Source organism: Acidicapsa dinghuensis (genome assembly GCF_025685685.1).
Taxonomy (GTDB): Bacteria; Acidobacteriota; Terriglobia; order Terriglobales; family Acidobacteriaceae; genus Acidicapsa; species Acidicapsa dinghuensis.
On record NZ_JAGSYH010000001.1, the window covers coordinates 586,097 to 606,755 of the forward strand.

Below are 20,659 nucleotides of genomic sequence, written 5' to 3' on the forward strand. Positions count from 1 at the left end.
ATGATACTGAATGATGGACGATTCCGGTGGCGGGCAAGTTTGGAATCATCGAAAGAAAATCTTATGTGAAGTTCGGCAGGCCAGCCCTCGCTGCACCAGGTCCGTCGCTCATTTGAGGACGTTACCAAGCCACGGCGTCTAACGCTTAGTTGAGATTCAAGGAGTCAAAATGCCGAGGATCCTTTCCGCCCTGAAGCCGGTATTTCGCCAGTTATACAAGTCCCCTGGGTTCACGGCGACGGCGGTGCTGCTCCTTGCCTTCGGGATTGGCGTCACAACCGCCATCTTCTCCATTGTCGACGGTGTGCTTTTGAGCCCGCTGCCATTTCCCGACGCCAGCCGCCTGGTGACCCTGGGCGACCAGTTAAGCGGGGGGCATATGGGGGAGCACGGCGATCCCGGATGGGTGACCTCGCCCGAGGTGGTGACTTACCAGCGCGACACACACTCCTTTCAGAGCCTCGGCGGTTTTGGCCTCGAACAAGACGAGCTTTCTGGAACTGGCAAGCCTGCCCAGATCATTGCTGCGCGCATGACGCCATCCGTTTTCTCCGTGCTGGGCGTTGCTCCGCTCATGGGCCGCGTGTTCACCCCGCAAGAAGATACGCAAAAGACCCAGGTTGTGGTGTTGAGCTACGCCACATGGAAGAGCCGGTTCAACGCCAATCCCGACGTGATTGGAACCAGAATCGACCTCAATCGAAGACCATATATCGTCGTCGGCGTCATGCCCAGGAACTTCGAGTTTCCTATCAATGCCGGCCGTCTCAACCGCTGCGAGCTCTGGGTTCCCATGAGCTTCAGCGCTGATGAGCTTTCGCTGGAGCAGGAGGGGAACTGGAATTTCCTCATGGTCGGGCGGCTTAAGCCCGGCATTACTATGGCGCAAGCGCAAGACGATGCGCGGCGGGTGGCCGCGCAGGTTGTGCGCAACTATCCGCCCGACCTATCGACCATACACATCCGGCCCGTGGTCTATCCACTGCACGAGATCACGGTAGAGCAGATCCGTCCGCTGCTGCACATGCTTTTTCTAGCTGTGGCAGTGATGCTGCTCATCGCCTGCGCTAACCTCGCGGGGCTGTTGCTGGTGAGGGCCATTCGCAGGCAGCGGGAGATGGCCGTGCGCCTGGCCTTGGGAGCGCCGGCACGCTACTGGGGCAGACCATTCTCGAAGGTCTCGTCATCAGCGTGACTGGAGGCGTGCTCGGCCTCGGCCTCGCCGGCCTGGCCCTCGCTGCGGGAAGGAATTTTTTGCCGGCCGACCTGCCGCTGACCAGCCAGATCACTCTGAACTGGACGGTTGCGAGTTTCGCGCTCCTGTTGGCGCTGCTGACGGGCGTGCTGTGCGGGCTGACGCCGGGCTTCGTGGCCCTGCGCACCAATGTAAACGACTCCTTGAAAGAAGGCGCACGCAGCGGTTCGGCGAGCAGCGCCCACACGCGCTTGCGCTCAGGGCTGGTGGTGGCAGAGATCGCGATTGCGCTGATTCTACTGTGCGCCTCGGGGCTGCTTCTGCGCAGCTACCTGAATATGAGCGAGGTGGATCTCGGCTTCCGGCCTGACCACGTAACCACGGCCGCTTACACGCTGTCAAACAAGGAATACCCGTCGCAGGCGCGGATCGATTCTTTCAATCATCAGGTACTTCTACGGTTGAGCCAACTGCCGGGCGTTCCATCCGTAGGCTCGACGAGCGCCCTCCCCACCCAAGGCGACTGTTGCGAGTTCTTTGTTGTGGACGGCTACGTGGATCCTGGCGGCCCGAGCCAGGCGAGAGGCGCGCATTCTGAGATCTCCGGCAACTTTTTCCGCGCCATGGGCATTCCGCTGCGGCGTGGACGATACTTCACCGACGACGACAACGCGAACACCCAGCTCGTCGTCATCGTCAATCAGGAGTTCGCGGAGCACTACTGGCCGAATCAGAATCCCATTGGGAAACATATGCACATTGGCAATCCAAAGTCGCGAGCGCCATGGATGACGGTGGTGGGCGAAGTGGCCAACGTGAAGGTTTACGGGCCCGACACCGGCACGGCCGCAGAGTTCTATCAGCCAGTAGCCCAAGTGGACAAGGACCTCGGTGGCCCTTTTTCCTCCAATGACATGTGGGGCAACAGCGGCAACATTGTCGTGCGCTCTACGCTGCCACCCGAGCAGATGGAGAACTCCGTGCGCGCGGTGGTCCGCTCCATCGACCCGCAGTTGCCGCTGGCCCAGGTACAAACCATGGAACAGGTGGTGTCGCAGAGCGAAGCCCCGCGTCGCTTCAACACGGTCATCATTTCCAGCTTCGCCCTGGCTGCGGTTCTGCTGGCCGTGCTTGGTATCTACAGTGTGATTGCATTTTCGGTGGCTTCGCGCGTCCAGGAGATGGCGATCCGCATGGCCCTCGGTTCTCAGCGCGCGGACATTGTGCGCCTCATTCTCGCCTCCGGCCTCAAGCTGGCCGCCATCGGCGCCATTCTCGGGCTGGCCGGCGCGGCCGCCGCGTCCAGTGTGCTGCGCTCCTTCCTCTTTCACGTCAGCCCCTTCGACCCGGTGGTGATGGCTCTGACAGCGATGGCCGTTTTTGTCCTGGCTCTGGCGGCCTCGGCCCTCCCCGCCCTTCGCGCCGCTTCCGTCAATCCAATACAGGCGCTGCGAGAACAATAAGCTGGCTTCGTTTACGTCGGTTCCATGCAGGCTATCGCGATCGAAGCTTCGCGATTGATCAGCCAGCATGTCTGCATTCGTTCCGCACAGGCCGAGTTAGTTGAACGCCCATCTTCTGGGCGTCTGCCAGATTGTCGGCCATGCGGAAGTTACTCCTCAGTACACGACGGAGGCAGTTCTTCAGCGACAACCAGAATGCCGCTATCGCTATGATTAATCCCGGCAAACGCGCCCCTCGTCGCTCAATTTCTGATTTGTCGTCCACAATCAGCAATGCGGGTTCAAATTGACCCACCATCCCTCCGACAAATCAAGCTCCCGTTGCGCCCTGTGATCGCTTATCCTCAAAGTGACCCGTTCATTTCTTCCTTGCGTCTCGCACCCCCCGGGTCACCACGACATACATGGACATTACCAATCTCGTCATCGACGACCTGAGACAGCAGTACACCCAGCAGATGACGGTGCTGCGCCAGACCTACGACCGCACCGGCGACGGCACCGCGGCCATCCGTCGCCGCGCCTCCATTGTCGACCGCGTCCTTGTCGAGCTCTGGCGTCGCGTCTTTACCTCCGGCGCGCTCGATCCCAATCTCAAGGCCTCTATGCTGGCCCTCGGCGGCTACGGACGCAAAGATCTCTTTCCCTGCTCTGACATCGACGTCCTCTTCGTCGCCGCCGACGAGGACACTGAAAAAACTGCCCGTCCCGCCTTCCGTGCCATCATTCAGGCCATGTGGGACATCGGTCTCCGGGCCAGCCCCACCACCCGCACCGCCAAGGAATGTACCCGCTTCGACCCCGACAACCTCGAGTACACCCTCTCAACCTTCGACCACCGCTTCCTCGCCGGCAACTTCCCTCTCTATCAAAAGCTCCACAATGAAATCTTCCCCGGCGTCATCCTCAGCGACTGGAACGGCATCGCCCAGAAGCTAGGCGAGCTCGCGCGTGTCCGCCACGCCAAATACGGCAATACCATCTTTCACCTCGAGCCGAACCTGAAGGAATGTCCCGGCGGCCTGCGCGACTTCAACCTCGCTCCCTGGTTTTCCCTGCTCTTCACCCTCAAAGAGACCAGGCAGTGGCCGCAGCCCCGCTCCACCGGCTCCGCCTCACCCTCCTGGTCCTCACCCCACGGAGAAGCCGAATCCGCCTTCGACTTCCTCGCCGCTACCCGCTGCTTTCTCCACTTCCGCCACGGCCGCGACGACAACACGCTCGACTGGCAATCCCAGGATGAAGCCGCCGCGCTCTCCATTGGCCTCGAAACTCGCGGCACCGCCGACCCCGCCTACTGGATGCGCACCTATTACCGGCACGCCCGCACCATCTACCGCCGCGCTACGCTGCTTATGGAGCACCTGCCCAATCCAGTCAGCTTCTACAAACAGTTCCGCAAGCGCCGCCAGCCCATCGCCGGCTCCGATTTCATCCTCGACTTCCAGTCCGCCCAGGGCCGCATCGACATCTCGCCCACCGCCCAGTTCAACGACACCGAAGGCATCCTGCGCGTCTTCGCCCTCATCGCCAACCACGGCTACACCCTAACCCAGGCCGCCGAAGACCGCATCACCGACGCCCTCCCAGTCCTCGCCATCCATCTTCCCGAAGGCCCCTACCTCTGGAACCACCTCCGCGAAGTCCTGCTCGGACCCCACGCCGCGCACGCCCTGCGCACCATGCACGCTCTCGGCGTCCTGGAGATGCTCATCCCCGAGTTTCACGGCATCGATTCCCTCGTCATCCGCGACAGCTACCACCGCTACACCGTCGACGAGCACACCTTCCTCACCATCGACAACATCCACGCCCTGCGCCAGCCCGCCCACGAGCCATTCCGCGAGCAAGCCCAACGCCTCGCCACCATCCTTCCAGAAATCGACCGCCTCGACCTGCTGCTCCTCGCGCTTCTGCTGCATGACACCGGCAAGGCCCGCCGCACCGGCGATCACGCCGTCCAGTCCGTCGAGCTGGCCGACAGCTTCCTCGCCCGCCTCGACTTCGAAGACGAGGCCCGCGAAACCGTCCGCAAGCTCATCCGCAGCCATCTCGAAATGTCCAATGCCCTGCGCCGCGACATCTTCGACACGGACAACGTGCACACCCTAAGCGAAAAACTCGGCAGCCCGCAGATCCTCAAGATGCTCACCCTGATGACCTACGCGGACATCAAGGCCGTCCACCCCGACGCCCTCACTCCATGGAAGGCTGAAAACCTCTGGCAGCTCTACATGGCCACCGCCAATTTCATGGACCGCAGCGTTGATGAAGTCCGTTACCACTCCGCCATCGACCCCACGCTGCTCTACCGCATCGAGTCCATGCTGCCCCAGAATCGCGGCTCGCAGGCGAAACAAAAACAGCTTGCCTCCAGCCGCGAATCCTCCATCCGCAAGTTTCTCGAAGGGCTGCCGCAGCGCTATCTGCAAACCCGCTCACCCGAGCAGATCCGCAACCACTATCTGTTAGCCGCCCAGTTAGAGCTAGAACCCATCCAGTTAGAGCTTCGTCCGCACCGCCAGCTACTCGACTTAACCGTCATCGCCCGCGACCGCAGCCGCCTCTTCGCCGACGTCTCCGGTGCGCTCGCCGCCTGGGGCATGAACATCGTCAAAGCCGACGCCTTCGCCAACGACGACGGCATCATCGTCGATAGCTTCCAGTTCACTGACACCTTCCGTACCCTCGAGCTCAACCCGACAGAGAAAGACCGCTTCCTCGCCAACATCCAGGACATCCTCGCGCAAAATGTTCAGGTAGAAACCCTCCTCGCCTCCCGTCGCAACACCCCGCGCAACGGCAGCGTCAAAGTCGATATCCCCACTCGGCTCGAATTCGACTCCGAATCCAGCACCCACTCCACGCTGCTGCAGGTCGTCGCCCAGGACACACCAGGACTGCTCCGCCAGATCGCCCTCGTCCTCCACGAACACCAGTGCAATATCGAAGTAGCCCTCGTCGACACAGAAGGCGAAACCGCCATCGACGTCTTCTATCTCACCCAGAACCAAAACAAGCTGGAGCAAAATTTGCAGCAATCTCTTGCAGCAAACCTGCAATCGGCTCTAGCCTCCGTGCTGCCCGCAAACCATACATAAACCGCGCTGGCTGTCGTCATTTCTAAACAAGAGCGTAAGCACCGCCCACGCTGCATCCATCTCTGAGCGCAAGGCGCCCACTGCAATCGCTCAATTGGGCGGCTAAACAGCCTGCCTCAAATCGTCCAAAAGATTTTTGTTCCTGAGCAGGCAATCCTGCCTCTATACTCGCTCGACTTCTATTTCACTCTTTGGGGGAATCCACATGATTGGCAGCTACGCTCGTGCGTGGAATGCAGTAGCCTTGGCAATCGGCCTATGCGCCGTGGCCCAGGCGCAATCCGGCACCGAAAATAACATCGACGTCCGCCTCCAACGGCTCTTACAGGCAACGGAAGCGCGGGGGGTTCTTCCCGATGCTGCACATTCCCGTCTCGCCTACAATGCCGTTTCTCACGAGTATGTGCTGACAACCGGCAAGCGGAATCTCCTCGTGGACGACCAACGCAGGGTGATGGTCCGCCTGGTCCTGGATGCGCCAGGAAGCGCCACGGACGTCGGAAAGCAAATCGGCTCGCTTGGCGGCAAGACTGTCGCGACCGATCAGCAGATCCATCCAGGCCTCATCTCCGCCTATCTGCCGGTCTCCGAGATTCGGTCATCGGCCTCGATCACCGGTGTCAGGGCAGTCGTGCTGGAGGGTGCACCGCAACTACGTGTGGGTGCGGTTACTTCGCAAGGCGTCGTCGCGCTCAATGTGAACGATGTCTTCAACCTTGGGTACAGCGGGAAAGGGACCACCATCGGTATTTTTTCCGATAGTTACAACACCTCCGGCAGCGCTGACACTGCCCTCGACGACGTGCTTTCCGGCGATCTGCCGGATACTACCGCGATTCCTCACGAAGAGGGGCTGAAGTTCGCCATGGATGCTAACTTTGTCGGCTCGGATGAAGGGCGAGCCATGGCTCAAATCCTCCACGATATGGCGCCTGGCGCGAGTCTTTGCTTTGCGTCGGCCTCCTACGGAGAACTGCAGTATGCCGAATCGATCGTCACTCTTCGCACCAATCCCGGTTGCGCCGCGGATATCCTCGTCGACGATGAATTTTATCTCGATGAGCCTTATTTCTCAGACGGCGTCATTGCTCAAGCGGTCAATCTGGTGTCAACCAGCAAGTCCCTGCCCGGCAAACCGGTGAGCTATTTCAGTGCCGCCGGCAACGATGCCGATGCCGGCACCTATGCTGGCGAATTTAGCCCCGTCAAGCCGTCAGCGGCAGAGAAGCTCAAAGGACTTCCGATCAATCTCTCCAGCATCCCGAGCTCTGTCGATGTTTCGGGGGGCTTCCACAACTTCAATGCTCCAGCAGGCGGCACTCCGGTCATCTATCAGCAGATTCAAGTCATTGGCAGCAATCCGATCGAGTTGCAGTGGGATGATCTTTTCGACCAGCACGCCATTACGACCAATTACAACCTGCTTGTCTTCGACAGTAACGGCAATTACGACGCGAAGCTTTCCTCGACGAACGATAGCTTCGCCATCGATGAAGGCTACCAGTTTATCCATTTCGAAAATAACTCGAATACAACCTACTATCTGGTTATCGCCAAAACCGGAGAGGGCTCTGGAGAGGCAAAACACCTCAAGTACATCAACTTCAGCGACGGCAGCGGATCAATGACCGGTTCGTTTCTCGGCGGCCAGGGAGCTCCAATCATTTTTGGTCATCCGGCGGCCGAGCATGCCATTGCCGTGGCCGCTTACGACGTAAGCCGCGCTCCCTACAATGCCGATCCTCCCTACACCCCGCAGAACGAGTATTTCTCCTCGGCTGGCCCTGCGCAGATCGCCTTCGATGCGAATGGAAGACGGCTGCACACGTTCGAGATACGCAAGAAACCGAACGTCGCTTGCGTTGACGGCGTCTTTACTACGTTTTTCGGATCGCAATGGCTCACCACCGACACGTTCCCGCGCTTCTTCGGTACCAGCGCTGCAGCCCCATGTGCGGCCGGTATCGGTGCTCTGATGATTGAGAAGGCGGAGCGTTCGCATGGCCCCAGCACGCTTACTCCTGTGGAGATGCGCCGCGATCTGGAAGAGGCCGGCACCGCGCGCCCGCTCAATCCATTCCAGCTCGTTTCAGACAACCACGGTCTCGAAATCGTCGTTACGGGCGCCAGCTACTTCAGCACTCAGGCGCCAAACCAGTTCTTTCTCACCTTCAATCGTCCAGGCGTCAAGCTGACAAGCCTCACCATGACTCTGCCTACGCAGGCCGAAGCGCTCTTCTATCTCGACTCTCAGCCTCAGGACATCCCGCTCGGCTATTACAATCCTCTGGTCCAGGGACCCGAGAGCCCCGGCGTCACACTGACCTCGACAGTCCCTTCGGATGTCAACTCACTGGTCTTTTCTAACAGCTTCCAACTCAACTTCTCCGGCTTTAAGTCAGGAGATTACTTCTCGTTCGGACTCGACCGTATCGATAACGTGGTGGGTTACTTCGACGATACCGCCGATCGCCTGAATGGAACGACGTACACCGCCACCTTCAGCGATGGTTCCACGGCCAGTGGAACCATGACCGTTCGCTCCGAGGACGGATATTCCATTTACGACGGACATGGTCTCATCAACGCCGTTAAGGCGGTGAGTCTGGTCCGGTAGAACACCTCTCAACACGGCGACGGCGGGTAGTCCGGCCAATCTCCCCACCCGCATCACCACAAATCTGGGTATCCCATCCATTCCGCGCTGTTTGCGGAATGGATGGGCGCCACTTATACGATCGGCCGCTAAAAAAGCCGCAAACTCAGCGCACAGCCTGCGGCAGAAACTCCTTGCTCATCTGCACATATCCCTCGCGCGCCGTCCTCTTGCCTCGCTCGCGGTAAGCCTCTTCCGTGCGCGGCTGCCACGCATCCAGCCCATCCACGTAACGGTTGTACATACAAAAAGCAGCGGCAATCAGCACCGTATCGTGAATCTCCATATCCGTAGCTCCATGCGCACGCGCTGCTTCCACATCCGTAGCCGTTACGCTCTTGCCGCCCTTCTGCACCTTGGCGGCAATCACCAGCAGCGTCTTGAGCTTCTCTGAAATCTCCGCCACATGAAAATCCGCCTTCACACGTATCACCAGATCGTGATCGTCGTTCAGGCAGGCAGCCGCAATCGCGCCATGCACTGTCTGGCAAAAATAGCAGTCATTGAGATACGAGACATAGGTTGCAATCAACTCGCGGTCGCCCTGCGGCAGTGAGTTCGGCCGATGCAGCAAAATCTCTGCAAGTTCATTAAGTGGCTTCGCCGTTTCAGGGCGAAACGCCATCGCGCTCCGGATACCCGGCAAATCCGCCGGCAGTTTGATATGTGGCATAAAATGACTCTTCTCCTGTGAGCCGTTGCTCTTCGAGCGAAAAGCATACGCGATATCCATCGCTGCGAACAGTTGGAGACAAATCTCAAACCTTCGGATGAGGACGCGCTCTCGCATCGCTCCCTATCATTCGCTTCGTACCCGCCATTCTCCAAGGAGCCTCCCATGCCGCACATCGCTTTGCCTGAAAACATGCCCGGAATCACCGCAGGATTTGCCTTTCGCCCTGAGACAGCCAAACCCATGCGCGACCTCGCACACGTGCTCCTGCACGAGTCAGGCAACGAAGGACTCAGCTCACGCGATCGCGAACTGATCGCCGCTTTCGTCTCCTCACGCAACACCTGCTACTTCTGCCAGACCAGCCATGCAGCCGCGGCCAATCACCTCAACGGCGGCGACGCCAGCCTCTCCAATCACATCGTTCGCGACTATGTAAGCGCACCAGTCTCACCTAAGCTCAAAGCGCTGCTCGCCATCGCCGCCGAAGTGCAGATCGATGGCAAGCGCGTCACTCCAGAACTCGTCGCGGAAGCACGCGCACAAGGTGCCACCGATCACGACATCCACGACACCGTACTCATCGCCGCAGCCTTCTGTATGTACAACCGCTACGTCGATGGCCTCGCTACAGTGCAGCCACGCGGCGAAGAAATGTACCGCGACATGGGAAAAATGATGGCCGAAAATGGCTACCGCCGCGCTGACGGATAAGCACCTCAATGCGGCACAACACGGGCATGGGCTGAACCTCTGTGCCGTCCGCGCTGCTATTCATGCCGCAGCGTCACCACAGGATCAAGAGACGCCGCCCGCCGCGCCGGCAACACGATAGCGATCGTCGCCGGCATCAGCAGCATCATCATCGACACAACAAGCACAGGCGCAAATGTAACTTGCATCTGATAAAACTGCGCTCGCAAAATATATCCACTCAGCGTCGCGGCTACCATGCCCAATGCTGCGCCCGCCGTCGCCCAGCGAAACTCCTGCGAAAGTAGCAGCCGTACAATCTCCGCACGCGAAGACCCAAGCGCCAGGCGGATTCCAATCTCCTTCTCGCGCAGCGTAACTTCGTACGCCAGCAAGCCGTATGTACCGAGCACAGCAATCATCAGTGCCAGCGCCCCAAATGCAGCAGCCACCTGCATCAGAAAGCTGCGCAGCTCCACCTCGTTCGCCATCTCCTCGTCCATGCTGCGCAAGTGATAGAGAGACAGGTCCGCATGCTGGCCGCGAATCATGTTGCGCACTGTCTTCTCCAGCAGCCGCGGATCGCCCGTCGTGCGCATCATCACAACCATGCGCGACGGCGGCTGGTATGCAGCTGGCAGATATAGGTCCGGCCCCGGCGGCGTATCCAGATCATAGCTGTGCACATTCCCCACCACGCCAATCACCGTAGCCCACCCTTGGAGTTCTCCAGTCCAGATGCGATGACCAATCGCGCTCTGCCCAGGCCATTCGCGAGCGGCAAGCAGCCGGTTCACCATAACAACATGCTGACCTGAGCCGTCCGCATCTGTGAAAGTCCGTCCCTTAAGCACAGGCTGTTCAATAGCCGCGAAATAACCCGTCGTAACGTCATAAGAATCGGGATTCACGCTGACCGGGTTCCGGCATTGATTCGGATGAGCATCTGAACAAAAACCATAGCGATTCACTGCGCTTCCCAGCGGTGGATTCTTCACCGCCGCCGCAGCCGTCACTCCCGGCAGCGCCCGCAGCGAAGCAACAAGCTGGTTGAAATAGAGTCTCGTCTGGGTAGCATCGTAGCGCGGAAGAACACTGCTGTGTTCTATGTTGACTCCCACCATCAGCAGATGATCGGATCGAAAACCAAGCGGCTGGTGCAGCAGTTGGTACACACCCGCAATCATCCATCCGGCGCAGGCCACCAGCACAAGCGAAAGCGCAATCTGCGCGGCAACCAGCATCCTGCCAAAGCGGTGAAGACCAGCGTCCGAAGACGTCCGGCCTGCATTGGCCAGATCGGGTTGAAGCGTGGGCCGCAGCGTCCTCAAAGCAGGCGCCAGCGCCAGAAAGACAGCAATCGCGATTGCAAGGCATACCACAAATGCGAGCACCGGCACGTTGATCGAAGCATGAGCAAGACGTGGCAGGCGCAAAGCACGCTCGCGCATCAGCAGGTGGAGCACGCCATAACTAAGCGCCATTCCAATAACCGAGCCTGCGAGAGTAAGAACAGCGCTCTCCGCCAGCAGTTGCCGCAGCAGATGCCGGAAGCTTGCTCCTAACGTTGCACGGATAGCAAATTCCCGGCTGCGCCGAACATTGCGCGCAAGCAGCAGATTGGCAAGGTTGGCGCATGTGATGAGCAGCAGCAGTCCACATGCTCCAAAAGTCGCGAACAATCCCGTGCGCGCAGCCGTTCCGGTAAGCTTCGCAATCCATGGCTCAATCACCGGAGGCTGCCCGAGAACGCCGCCGTAATAGTTCGGAAAGTCATGCCTCAGGGTCGCGCTCACTCGCGCAAGATCGGTCGTCGCCGCGGATATCGAGACGCCGGGCCGCAGACGCGCAAGGGCGGCAAAATCTTCATCGCCTCGCGAAAGAACGCGCTCATTGGGATCGCACCCGATCGGCACAAAAATATCCGGATGGTTCAGCGCATCCGAGCCTTCAATCGTCTGCGCGATGGGTAGCACGCCGCTGATCTGAAACGTATGATGGTCGATCTCAAGAGTCCTGCGGCTCAGATCGCCGCCGCCCAGTTGCTTCCACAACCCTCCGCTGATCACCGCCTGCCGCGTGCAGTCCTGTTCATTGCCGGTCTGCGGAAGATCGCGGCCAACCGCAAAGACCACTCCGAGCGTGGAAAAGAAGTTCTGTGAAACCTCCAGCACATCGCCGCCTGAGCCCAGAGGAGTACGCACTTCAGGCGACCAGCCCCGGTAAGCCGCAATGGATTCAAAGCTATTGCCGCGCTCCTGCCAGTCCCGAATCGTCGGATCAGACATGGTCTCGTCAGGAACACCAGTAATTGCAACAAGCCGATCCGGCTGCCGGAAAGGTAGCGGCTGCAGCAGCACAGCGTCCAGAATGCTGAAGACCGTCGTAACGGAAGCGATGCCGATAGCAAGCGTCAGGACGGTAGTCAGCGCAAAGCCAGGACTGCGCCTGAGCCGCCGCACGCTGTACCGCACATCCTGCCAGAGCACCTCAAGCCCAACGTCTGCCCGGTGCTCTCGCACAAGCTGTTTCACCTGCTCCACGCCGCCAAGCTCCACCATGGCCCTGCGGCGCGCTTCTGTTTCCGATAAGCCTCGCGCAATCTTCTCGTCCGCCGTCATATCGACATACGAGCGCAGCTCTTCGTCGAGATCCCTCTCGATCCGCTCTCGTTGAGAGAGACGGCGAGCCACACTTCGCATGCGCAACCAGAAACTCATGGACAGTCTGAGGCAAGAAAAGGAGTGCGCCGAAGCACGACGCACTCTCCTATCGATGCTTGATAGGAAGCATGCACTTTACACCTGCAGAATGTCAATAGGAACAGCGTTGGTGGCCAGCGTGTGCCGTCCTTCTTTAGTGAAACTCATCCGCCGAAGGCCCATACATCGCCGGCACTTTCTCCTCATTCAACCGCAGATACACCGTCAACTGCCCGCGATGATGCGCCAGATGGCTGAACACCGCATCGGTCAGCATCACATATCGCGGCAGATCGCTGATCACCTGCCCACCCATCTTGAACTGCCAGTTCTTCTTCAGGTGCTCCTCGGTCGTTGCTTCCAGAGCAGCGCGCGACCGCGCCACGCCTTTATCAAGCGCCTCCAGCAGTTCAGCCTTGCTCTCCCTGGCGCGCGTCTTGAATCCTTCACTTGCGGGATCTCCAAGATCGAGCGAATCCCGTTCCACCATAAACGCGATCCATCCCAACATCTCCGCCACCAGCGCCGCCAGATATCCCAGTTCCATCGATCGCGGATGCGGTTTCCAGTCGTTCTTACCTTCCGGCACCCGTTCAATCGCCTTGCGCGTTACCGCAATCTCCCGCTCCAGCTTCTCCAGAAAAAACTGCTTCAGATCCACTCTGCATTCCTTTCACGAGATTCAATCAATGAGATTCGAGAATCGTATCTGCCTCCATCCTCCCACTCTCTCCCCTGCCAACTACTGCCGCCGCCAAACAATTTCCTGTCACATTCAGCGCCGTCCGCCCCATATCAATCAGCGCATCCACGCCCAACAGCATCCAGATCGGCCCGCTCGGCAAATGAAACTGCCCCGCCGTTGCCAGCAGAATCATGAGCGTCGCCCGCGGAACCCCCGCAATCCCCTTGCTCGTCAGCATCAGTGTCAGCACCATCACCGCCTGCTGCCACGCCGTCAGATGCATCCCCGCTGCCTGCGCAGCAAAGATCGAGCCAACCGATAAGTAGAGACTCGCCCCATCCATGTTGAACGTGTACCCCGACGGAATCACAAACGAAACCACCCATCGCGGCACTCCAAACTCTTCCATCCGCTCCATCGCAATCGGCAGCGCACTCTGCGATGCGCTCGTAGCGAACCCAATCGCCGCCGGCTCGCTGGCCGCTGCAAAGAACTTCCCAACCGGCACGCGCGCAATCAGCATAATCGGCACAAACACCAGCAGCACCATAGCCACCGCAGCGACATAGAACGTAGCCACCAGCTTCGCCAGCGGCAGCAGCGAGCTCACCCCCATGCTCGCCACCGAAAACGCCAGCGCTGCGCCCGCCGCCAGCGGAGCCATGTACATGATGATCTTCGTCATCTGAAACATCGCGGCAGTCATCGACTCCAGCACGCGCATCAGCGGCGCACGCTTATCCTCCGCAATCTGCGCCAGCGAAACACCCAGCAAAATCGAGAACACCGCCACCTGCAGAATCTGGTTCTCACCCACCGCCGTCACCAGATTCTCTGGGAAGATGTGCACCAGAAACTCCTCAACTCCCTGATGAGCCTGCGGCGTACCCACCCCACCCACACTCTGCTGCGCTGCCACCACCGGCGCATTCACGCCCTCACCTGCGCGCGACAGATCGATAGCCACCACCCCCACCAGCAGCGCCAGCGTCGTCACCACTTCGAAATAGATCAGTGTCTTCAGCGCAAGCCGTCCGAGGCTTTTCAGCTCACCATGGCCTACAATCCCCGTCGTCATCGTCCCAATGATCAGCGGAGCCACAATCAGCCGCACCAGCCTTAGAAATATCTCCGCCAGAGCATGCAGGTGCAATCCCACCGCAGGCCAATCCACTCCAACCTCAGCCCCCGCCAGCATCGCAAAGAACGTCCAGGCCGTAAGCGACCGCCGTCGCGCCGTCACCACCAGCAGCAACAAAACAGCCGCCACCCGCAGCGCCATTCCCACCGCCGGGTTCCCTGCCAGCAATACCCCGGCACCATAAACCAGCAAGCCAATAACCGCGGCCAGCAACCACCCGCGACTGCTAGCCTTCCCTGCTCCCGTCTCGCGCAAACACCCTCCTACGCACCAACACCCCAAATGTCTTCGCTATTCTAAGTTCTATGCCGTCTATCGCGTTCTTAGAGTGCTCCCGCTGCCACGCTCACCTCGATCCCTCAACTCCCCAAACAGTCTGCACCCAATGCCCAGACAGCCCCGCAGGCACGCTCTACGTCCGCTACGATCTCTCCGCAGCCCAGGGCCTTGAGGCCCGCAACAAGATCGGCGCAATCGATCCGTCACGTCCGTCGCCCGGCATGTGGCGCTATCAATCCGTCTTGCCCGAGGTCCCTCCCGTCACCCTCGCGGAGGGTTGGACACCCATGCTTCTCAGCCGCCGCAACCCCAACGTCTTCCTCAAAGAAGAAGGCGCCAATCCCACCGGGACCTTCAAGGCCCGCGGCATGTCGATGGCCATGTCCATGATCCGTCATTACGGCATCAGGAAGATCGCCGTCCCCTCCGCAGGCAACGCCGGTGGAGCAGCCGCAGCCTACGCCGCAGCCGCGGGCATCGAAGCCCACATCTTCATGCCCAAAGACGTCCCGCTCGCCAACCAGGTCGAGTGCCTCTCCTACGGCGCGAACATGACCCTCGTCGACGGGCTCATCTCCGACTGCGCCCGCATCGTCAACGAGCGCAAGCAAGCCGAAGGCTGGTTCGACCTCTCCACCCTCAAAGAACCCTTCCGCGTCGAAGGCAAAAAAACCATGGGCTACGAACTAGTCGAGCAATCCGGCTGGACCTACCCCGACGCAGTCTTCTACCCCACCGGCGGCGGCGTCGGACTCATCGGCATGTGGAAAGCCTTCGAAGAAATGGAGCAGCTAGGCTGGGTCGCCAAAAACAACGGCAACGGCTGGCGTCGCCCTAAGATGATCGCCGTCCAGGCCGCCGGCTGCGCTCCCGTTGCCCGCGCTTACGATGCAGGCGAATCCGCAAGCCAGATGTGGCAAAACGCGCACACCTTCGCCGCTGGCCTCCGCGTTCCCAAGCCCTACGGCGACTACATCATCCTCGACGCCGTCCGCCAATCAAGAGGAACCGTCGTCGCTCTCTCTGACGAAGCCATCTTCCAGTCCCTGCGCGACTGGGCCAGCAACGAAGGCATCTTCCTCTCACCCGAGGGCGCAGCCTCAACCGCGGCCTATGACCACCTCATCGCCACCGGCTTCCTCAAGCCCAGCGAACGGGTGGTCCTCTTCAACACCGGCAGCGGCAACAAGTACACCGATGTGATCGGCCACGCTCTGGGCCTCACCCACGCGTAACGGCTCAGCCACCCGTGCCCGTAATCGGCACCACCTTTGCGGACGACCCAACCGGCCGTCCGTAAGGGATCTTGTCCTTGAGCCGCAAAAACAACCCCTCAAAGCAGTACCAGGAGATCAAAGCCAGCACGACACTCAATCCAACGCCATACACCACATACATCGGGTCATTGTTCTTCAGGCGAATCCAACCCTTCTTATTCGCCTCCAGCACCATCCAGTGACCCACTGGGTGCAGCAGATAAATCCCGTAACAAATCTTTCCGATGAACCGCACCGGCGGCAGGCGTAACAACATCGTCTCAGCCGATCCCCGACTGCATATCAGCCACAGCACCAGGCACGCGCACGCAAGCGAAGAGATCGAATACCCCGCCAGCCGGTTCCACACCGTTTGCCACGCCTCATTCCGTGTTCCCCACGTCGTCAGCACAGATCCAGCAACAGCCGCGGCCATTAAACCGCAAGTCCACCATCCCAACTTGTCTCGCGAAATCCGCCACGGTCCACTGCGAAAACGAATCGCAATCAGCGCCCCCAGCGCAATTCCTTCGCAGTGGCAAGGCAGCAGCGTATATTGCAGATCGGGGTTCGCCGGATTCCAGCAATACAGCAGAATCCGTAACAGCGGGCTCAAACACGCCGCCGCAATCAAAACGTTGCGCAGGTGATCTTTCTTCAGGAACGCCACAGCCAGCGGAAACAGCAGGTAAAACTGCTCCTCGATCTGTAGTGACCACAGCGGCCCATAAGCCCACTTCACCGTTGAACTGAGCTTCCCAGACGAAAGCGAAACCACCGCCTCGCGCAGATTACCCAGGTAAAACGCAAACCACCCCGGCGAGCCCCAATACTGCCGCATATTGTGGTAATCGCTGCCATAATTGGTGCGCGTCAAAATCACATACCAGAACAGCAACACCGCATAATACAAAGGGAAAATACGCAGCGCGCGCCGCAGATAATACTTGCCGAAAAAATGAGGCTTGTTGTGACTGTCCAGCAGAATGCCGGTAATCAGAAACCCGCTCATCACAAAGAATGAGTCCATGGCAATCCATCCCAGATTGCCCAGTTGATACAGCCATTGCGGAAACGTAGTGAGCGTAAAGTGATTGATCAGCACCAGGCTCAATCCCACAGCCCGCAGCCCATCCAGCTCTTCAATGTACCCGCGAAAGTACACCGGCGCCGCGCTCTCGGCTTTGCCCTCACGATCAGCCACAGATTCCCTGCCTTCGCGGCTCATCGTTCACCGCGCGACGCTCCCTCATCTCCTCGCGCCTCATTGCGAAGACTCACTCAGCAAAGGCTCTGCCGTCATCGCCGGTTGCGCCTGCTTCCTTCCAAACCGGCTTCTTAATTGCAGAATCGGCAATTCCATACAGTGCCACGAGCACACGGCCAAAGCTAGGCTCAGGCAAACGCACGCGGCAAAAAACAGCAGCGGACTATGAAATCTCCACCATCCCTTGCGTGCTGCTTCCAACATCACCATCAGCGCAATCGGATGCAGAATATACAAGCCATAAGAAATCTTCCCGATGTATTGCAGCGGAGGCAGGCGCAGCCACGCCGTATAGCTCGACCCCCTGTACATAACAATCCAGATCAGCAGGCACGCAAACCCCGCCGAAGCCAGCGTATATCCCGGCAGCCGTGCAAACAGTGTCAACGGCGATGGCTCCAGCGTCTTCCATGTGCTCATCGCCGAACAGATAGCGGAGACGCCAATCAGCACCAGAGTAAGCGTTCTGATCTTTGATTTCGAAATCTCCCATCGCCCGCTGCGCACACGCAACGCTATCAGCGCTCCCATAGCCAGCCCTTCGCAATGGCATGGCAGCAGCGTGTATTGCAGAAACACATTGCCGGGCCGCACAAAGTAGCAGATCAATCGCAGCACCGGCGCCAGCACAATCGCGCCAATCAACAGATTCCGAAGATGCTCCCTGCGCAGAAACGCCACCGCCAGCGGAAACAGCAGATAAAACTGTTCCTCGATCTGAAGGCTCCAAAGCGGATCGTAAACCGCCGATGGAGGCCACGCGCCTACCATTGCCGTGCGAATATTGCCCACGTAAAACGCGAACCACATCGGCGATCCCCAATGCTGGATCAGGTAGTGATAGCCATAGCCTCCGTTCGTAAACCGCAACAGTGTCCAGCCAAGCAGCAGCGCAAGGTAATACACCGGAAAGATGCGGAGCGTGCGGCGGAAGTAAAAGGTGCTGAAATACCGTGGCCTGCCGATGCGATCCAGCAATATGCCTGCAATCAAAAATCCGCTAAGGACGAAAAATCCGTCCACCGCAATCCACGCAAGCTCACCAAACTGAAACACCAGCTTTGAAATGCTCGGTTGCCAGAAATGCCCCAGCAACACCGATCCCACACCCAGCGCGCGCACGCCATCGAACTCGGAGATATAGCTTCGATAGGTAATCTGGCCCGGCTCAAGAATCACGTGACTCGACTTCGCCATCTCTATTCTCCCCGATGTGAAACCATCATCGGTCCGTTCCCAGCTCCCCATGGCTGCCGCCTGTCAGCGGGGTTGCCGCCGGTGTTGCATCGCAAGAATCGTTCAACTCTCCCTTGCGTTGATATAGAATCACGCGCGCATTCGGCGACTGGTAAATCTCGCGATATGACTGGATCGCATTTTGTATCTGCTGCGTCAGCACTGTCTGCTTATCGTCCGGTTTCCCCCACAGCAGTATGTAGTCTACGCGCAATCCAGAGCTGCGCTCGAAGCCGGGAATATCGACATACCGGATCTGTACGCTGCGTTCCAGCTTCTTCCACAAAAAGATCTTCTCCTGCGGCTCCATCGAGGATCTGAAATGAACCGGATAGGCAGGCAGACGAGCCAGATAGTTAAACAGGACCACCCGGTCTTCCGTCAGCTCCAGCAGACTAGCCGATTCAAAGAAGGGCTCGTACTGCATCCACGCCTGCCCACCGTATGAATTCAGCGGCCTCGACTGGGGAACGATTGGAAGCACCGTGCAGTGATTGCCGATCAGCCGGTCCGCATCAGCCAGTTGCTCCATCTGTGCCCGGATCATCTGCTGGCCCATCACCGTCGAGACCAGCAAAGCCACCGCAGCCGACGTGCCAACCGCCATGATCGTCCTCGCCCACACAGGACGATAGTGATCGAAGGCCATCAGTAATATCGCCCAGAAATAAGGAAAAATCACAAACCGGCGAAAATGCGTCCATCCGCCTCCCATGATGTCGGGAAAAGCCAGCATGAAGATCACAGCCATCGCAAATCCTGCCATCATGCCAATCGCTTCATCGCGGCGCTCTGGGCTCAGGTCCGCCCGACGCCGCAATACTCGCACGCCGACAACCACCGCTCCCAGCAGCAGCGGAATGCTCACGCCCAATGCTGTAAACCGGTCCACCATCGGATAATTCACAGCCAGTTCATGCAGCTTCAGGAAGTCGGTAATCCTCTCCCGCAACGGCACTCCATAAACTGTGGCGCCCTTTTCATCCGTCATCAGATACAACGCAACGAGCGGCAGCGGAGCCAGCATGGCGATCCACGCGTGAAGGTGTTTTCGCAGTGTAGGCAGCAGATGCTGCTCCCGATACCAGCAAAGAGCAATCTCCGTAAAGATCAGCGCCTGTATCCCAAGCACTGACATCAGGAAACCGCTGGCATGGCAAAAGAATGCCAGCACCAGGCTCCCGGCAAGACACAATGCCCGCTTGACGCTTGGCGCCTTCATCATCCAGATGTACGTCCCAATTGCTATAAAGAAGGCCGCCGTAGACATGCAGTGGTTATACAAACCCAAAAAGAACATCTGGTTCAGCGAAATCGGAAACACAAAGATCGCCAGCCATGTGTTCTTTGGTTCAACCATGTGAATGGCGAAATAGGCGGCGCACATCGGGCCAGCCAGGCATAGGAACTGGATGATGGCTTCAGCTATTCCCGCGGAAAACAGTTTCATCAAGCCCGCCATCAGCAGATAAACCGCCAGGTTAGGATCGGGCCTCATCTCCACCAGGTATGCCTTGTGCTGCAGCGGAAACCCTGGGTCATGCTGATGGACAATCTGGTTCGTAAAGGCCAGATGCACCGGCCCATCGTTTGTGGCCATCGGATGCCGCAGCAACAGGAACGCGATCGCAAGTAACAGGCACAACACAATTGATCGCTGAATCCACCGCTGCATTATTTTCCCTTTATCCGCGCTCTCTGTTGTCTACCGGTGAGATCTTCATCGCACGTCAATGCAGCATCGCTGCCCGCCGGTCAGATGAATAAACCGTTTACAAAATCATTGAATGAGTTGGATAGCAAGCCGGCTTACTCGCAGAGAGACACTCCGCCTCCCCTGCATCGAACCAACACGGCATGAATAGAACCATTGCACTTTTAAGCGAATCCCTTCATGCGATTCGCACCGAGCTACAGAAAGCCGAAAGAGAAAGTTTCCGTTCGTTCTTAACGAAACACGATAAAAACGAGGAAATGAAATACCGCAAATCAAAGCAGCAAAACGGCACTCCTGCCACTTTCAAGCCTAGATAACTGGACCTGGAAGCCGCCATTCCGCAAAAGAGGTATGTCGTTTTCGCCGCCCAGCTTCAATACAAATGCCATCCGTCGTCCCCAAACGGGCCTCGCCGAAATGGATAAAGCACAACTACTTCCAGCAAAAGATTCCGCGTCCCACTTAGGTAATAAAACAAGGATTACTTCATGGGCACTTAACAAATGCTGAATTCAAATTGCTGAATTTATAAAACCCTATCTCGTCAGACTTAGAAAACCAACTAAAAAATACATAAAGAACCGCCTAAAATCGT

The 20,659-nt window shown here is 58.6% G+C and carries 13 protein-coding genes; 6 read left to right on the forward strand and 7 right to left on the reverse strand.

What is annotated here, in order from left to right:
• Positions 1-169 precede the first annotated feature (169 nt).
• The 4 genes from OHL22_RS02290 to OHL22_RS02305 all read left to right on the forward strand — a co-directional run bounded on the left by OHL22_RS02290 (position 170) and on the right by OHL22_RS02305 (position 8,376).
• Positions 170-1,195, forward strand: a complete 1,026-nt coding sequence (locus OHL22_RS02290; protein WP_263332760.1) for an ABC transporter permease — start codon at positions 170-172, stop codon at positions 1,193-1,195.
• Complete coding sequence (locus OHL22_RS02295; protein WP_263332762.1) at positions 1,192-2,658, forward strand: FtsX-like permease family protein; 1,467 nt, start codon at positions 1,192-1,194, stop codon at positions 2,656-2,658. Before OHL22_RS02290 ends, OHL22_RS02295 begins: the two co-directional genes overlap by 4 nt.
• Positions 2,659-3,062: 404 nt before the next feature.
• Entirely contained in the window at positions 3,063-5,759 is a 2,697-nt protein-coding gene (locus OHL22_RS02300; protein ID WP_263332764.1) for a [protein-PII] uridylyltransferase family protein, read from the forward strand.
• 205 nt (positions 5,760-5,964) lie between these two features.
• Positions 5,965-8,376 carry a S8 family serine peptidase gene (locus OHL22_RS02305; RefSeq protein WP_263332765.1) on the forward strand — a complete coding sequence of 804 codons (2,412 nt, stop codon included), beginning with the start codon at positions 5,965-5,967 and terminating at the stop codon, positions 8,374-8,376.
• Between the two features lie 145 nt (positions 8,377-8,521).
• On the opposite strand, the gene OHL22_RS02310 is transcribed toward OHL22_RS02305, so the two are convergent.
• Complete coding sequence (locus OHL22_RS02310; RefSeq protein WP_263332767.1) at positions 8,522-9,088, reverse strand: carboxymuconolactone decarboxylase family protein; 567 nt, start codon at positions 9,086-9,088, stop codon at positions 8,522-8,524.
• A gap of 165 nt (positions 9,089-9,253) precedes the next feature.
• On the opposite strand from OHL22_RS02310, the gene OHL22_RS02315 reads away from it, so the two are divergent.
• Complete coding sequence (locus tag OHL22_RS02315) at positions 9,254-9,802, forward strand: carboxymuconolactone decarboxylase family protein (protein WP_263332769.1); 549 nt, start codon at positions 9,254-9,256, stop codon at positions 9,800-9,802.
• Between the two features lie 56 nt (positions 9,803-9,858).
• On the opposite strand, the gene OHL22_RS02320 is transcribed toward OHL22_RS02315, so the two are convergent.
• The 3 genes from OHL22_RS02320 to OHL22_RS02330 all read right to left on the reverse strand — a co-directional run bounded on the left by OHL22_RS02320 (position 9,859) and on the right by OHL22_RS02330 (position 14,564).
• Positions 9,859-12,501, reverse strand: a complete 2,643-nt coding sequence (locus OHL22_RS02320; protein ID WP_263332771.1) for an ABC transporter permease — start codon at positions 12,499-12,501, stop codon at positions 9,859-9,861.
• A gap of 136 nt (positions 12,502-12,637) precedes the next feature.
• Positions 12,638-13,144, reverse strand: a complete 507-nt coding sequence (locus OHL22_RS02325) for a DinB family protein (protein WP_263332773.1) — start codon at positions 13,142-13,144, stop codon at positions 12,638-12,640.
• Between the two features lie 25 nt (positions 13,145-13,169).
• Positions 13,170-14,564: a dicarboxylate/amino acid:cation symporter gene (locus OHL22_RS02330; protein ID WP_263332775.1), complete on the reverse strand. Its 1,395-nt coding sequence runs from the start codon at positions 14,562-14,564 to the stop codon at positions 13,170-13,172.
• A gap of 50 nt (positions 14,565-14,614) precedes the next feature.
• Here OHL22_RS02330 and OHL22_RS02335 point away from each other — a divergent pair, with 50 nt between their 5' ends.
• Positions 14,615-15,823 carry a threonine synthase gene (locus OHL22_RS02335; protein WP_263332777.1) on the forward strand — a complete coding sequence of 403 codons (1,209 nt, stop codon included), beginning with the start codon at positions 14,615-14,617 and terminating at the stop codon, positions 15,821-15,823.
• Between the two features lie 4 nt (positions 15,824-15,827).
• On the opposite strand, the gene OHL22_RS02340 is transcribed toward OHL22_RS02335, so the two are convergent.
• Genes OHL22_RS02340 through OHL22_RS02350 form a run of 3 tightly spaced genes read right to left on the reverse strand, consistent with a single transcriptional unit; the run spans position 15,828 to position 20,022 of the window.
• The gene (locus tag OHL22_RS02340) at positions 15,828-17,048 is read right to left on the reverse strand and encodes an acyltransferase family protein (protein WP_263332779.1); all 1,221 of its coding nucleotides are present in this window, start codon (positions 17,046-17,048) and stop codon (positions 15,828-15,830) included.
• Between the two features lie 60 nt (positions 17,049-17,108).
• Positions 17,109-18,308 (reverse strand): acyltransferase family protein, encoded by a 1,200-nt coding sequence (locus OHL22_RS02345; protein ID WP_263332781.1) that lies wholly within the window; start codon positions 18,306-18,308, stop codon positions 17,109-17,111.
• 25 nt (positions 18,309-18,333) lie between these two features.
• Entirely contained in the window at positions 18,334-20,022 is a 1,689-nt protein-coding gene (locus OHL22_RS02350; RefSeq protein ID WP_263332783.1) for a hypothetical protein, read from the reverse strand.
• Between the last annotated feature and the right edge of the window lie 637 nt (positions 20,023-20,659).

Coding starts and splice junctions, on each gene's coding strand:
- OHL22_RS02290 (WP_263332760.1), top strand. CDS start 170: ATGCCGAGGATCCTTTCCGCCCTGAAGCCGGTATTTCGCCAGTTATAC.
- OHL22_RS02300 (WP_263332764.1), top strand. CDS start 3,063: ATGGACATTACCAATCTCGTCATCGACGACCTGAGACAGCAGTACACC.
- OHL22_RS02305 (WP_263332765.1), top strand. CDS start 5,965: ATGATTGGCAGCTACGCTCGTGCGTGGAATGCAGTAGCCTTGGCAATC.
- OHL22_RS02310 (WP_263332767.1), bottom strand. CDS start 9,088: ATGCCACATATCAAACTGCCGGCGGATTTGCCGGGTATCCGGAGCGCG.
- OHL22_RS02315 (WP_263332769.1), top strand. CDS start 9,254: ATGCCGCACATCGCTTTGCCTGAAAACATGCCCGGAATCACCGCAGGA.
- OHL22_RS02320 (WP_263332771.1), bottom strand. CDS start 12,501: ATGAGTTTCTGGTTGCGCATGCGAAGTGTGGCTCGCCGTCTCTCTCAA.
- OHL22_RS02335 (WP_263332777.1), top strand. CDS start 14,615: ATGCCGTCTATCGCGTTCTTAGAGTGCTCCCGCTGCCACGCTCACCTC.
- OHL22_RS02345 (WP_263332781.1), bottom strand. CDS start 18,308: ATGGCGAAGTCGAGTCACGTGATTCTTGAGCCGGGCCAGATTACCTAT.
- OHL22_RS02350 (WP_263332783.1), bottom strand. CDS start 20,022: ATGCAGCGGTGGATTCAGCGATCAATTGTGTTGTGCCTGTTACTTGCG.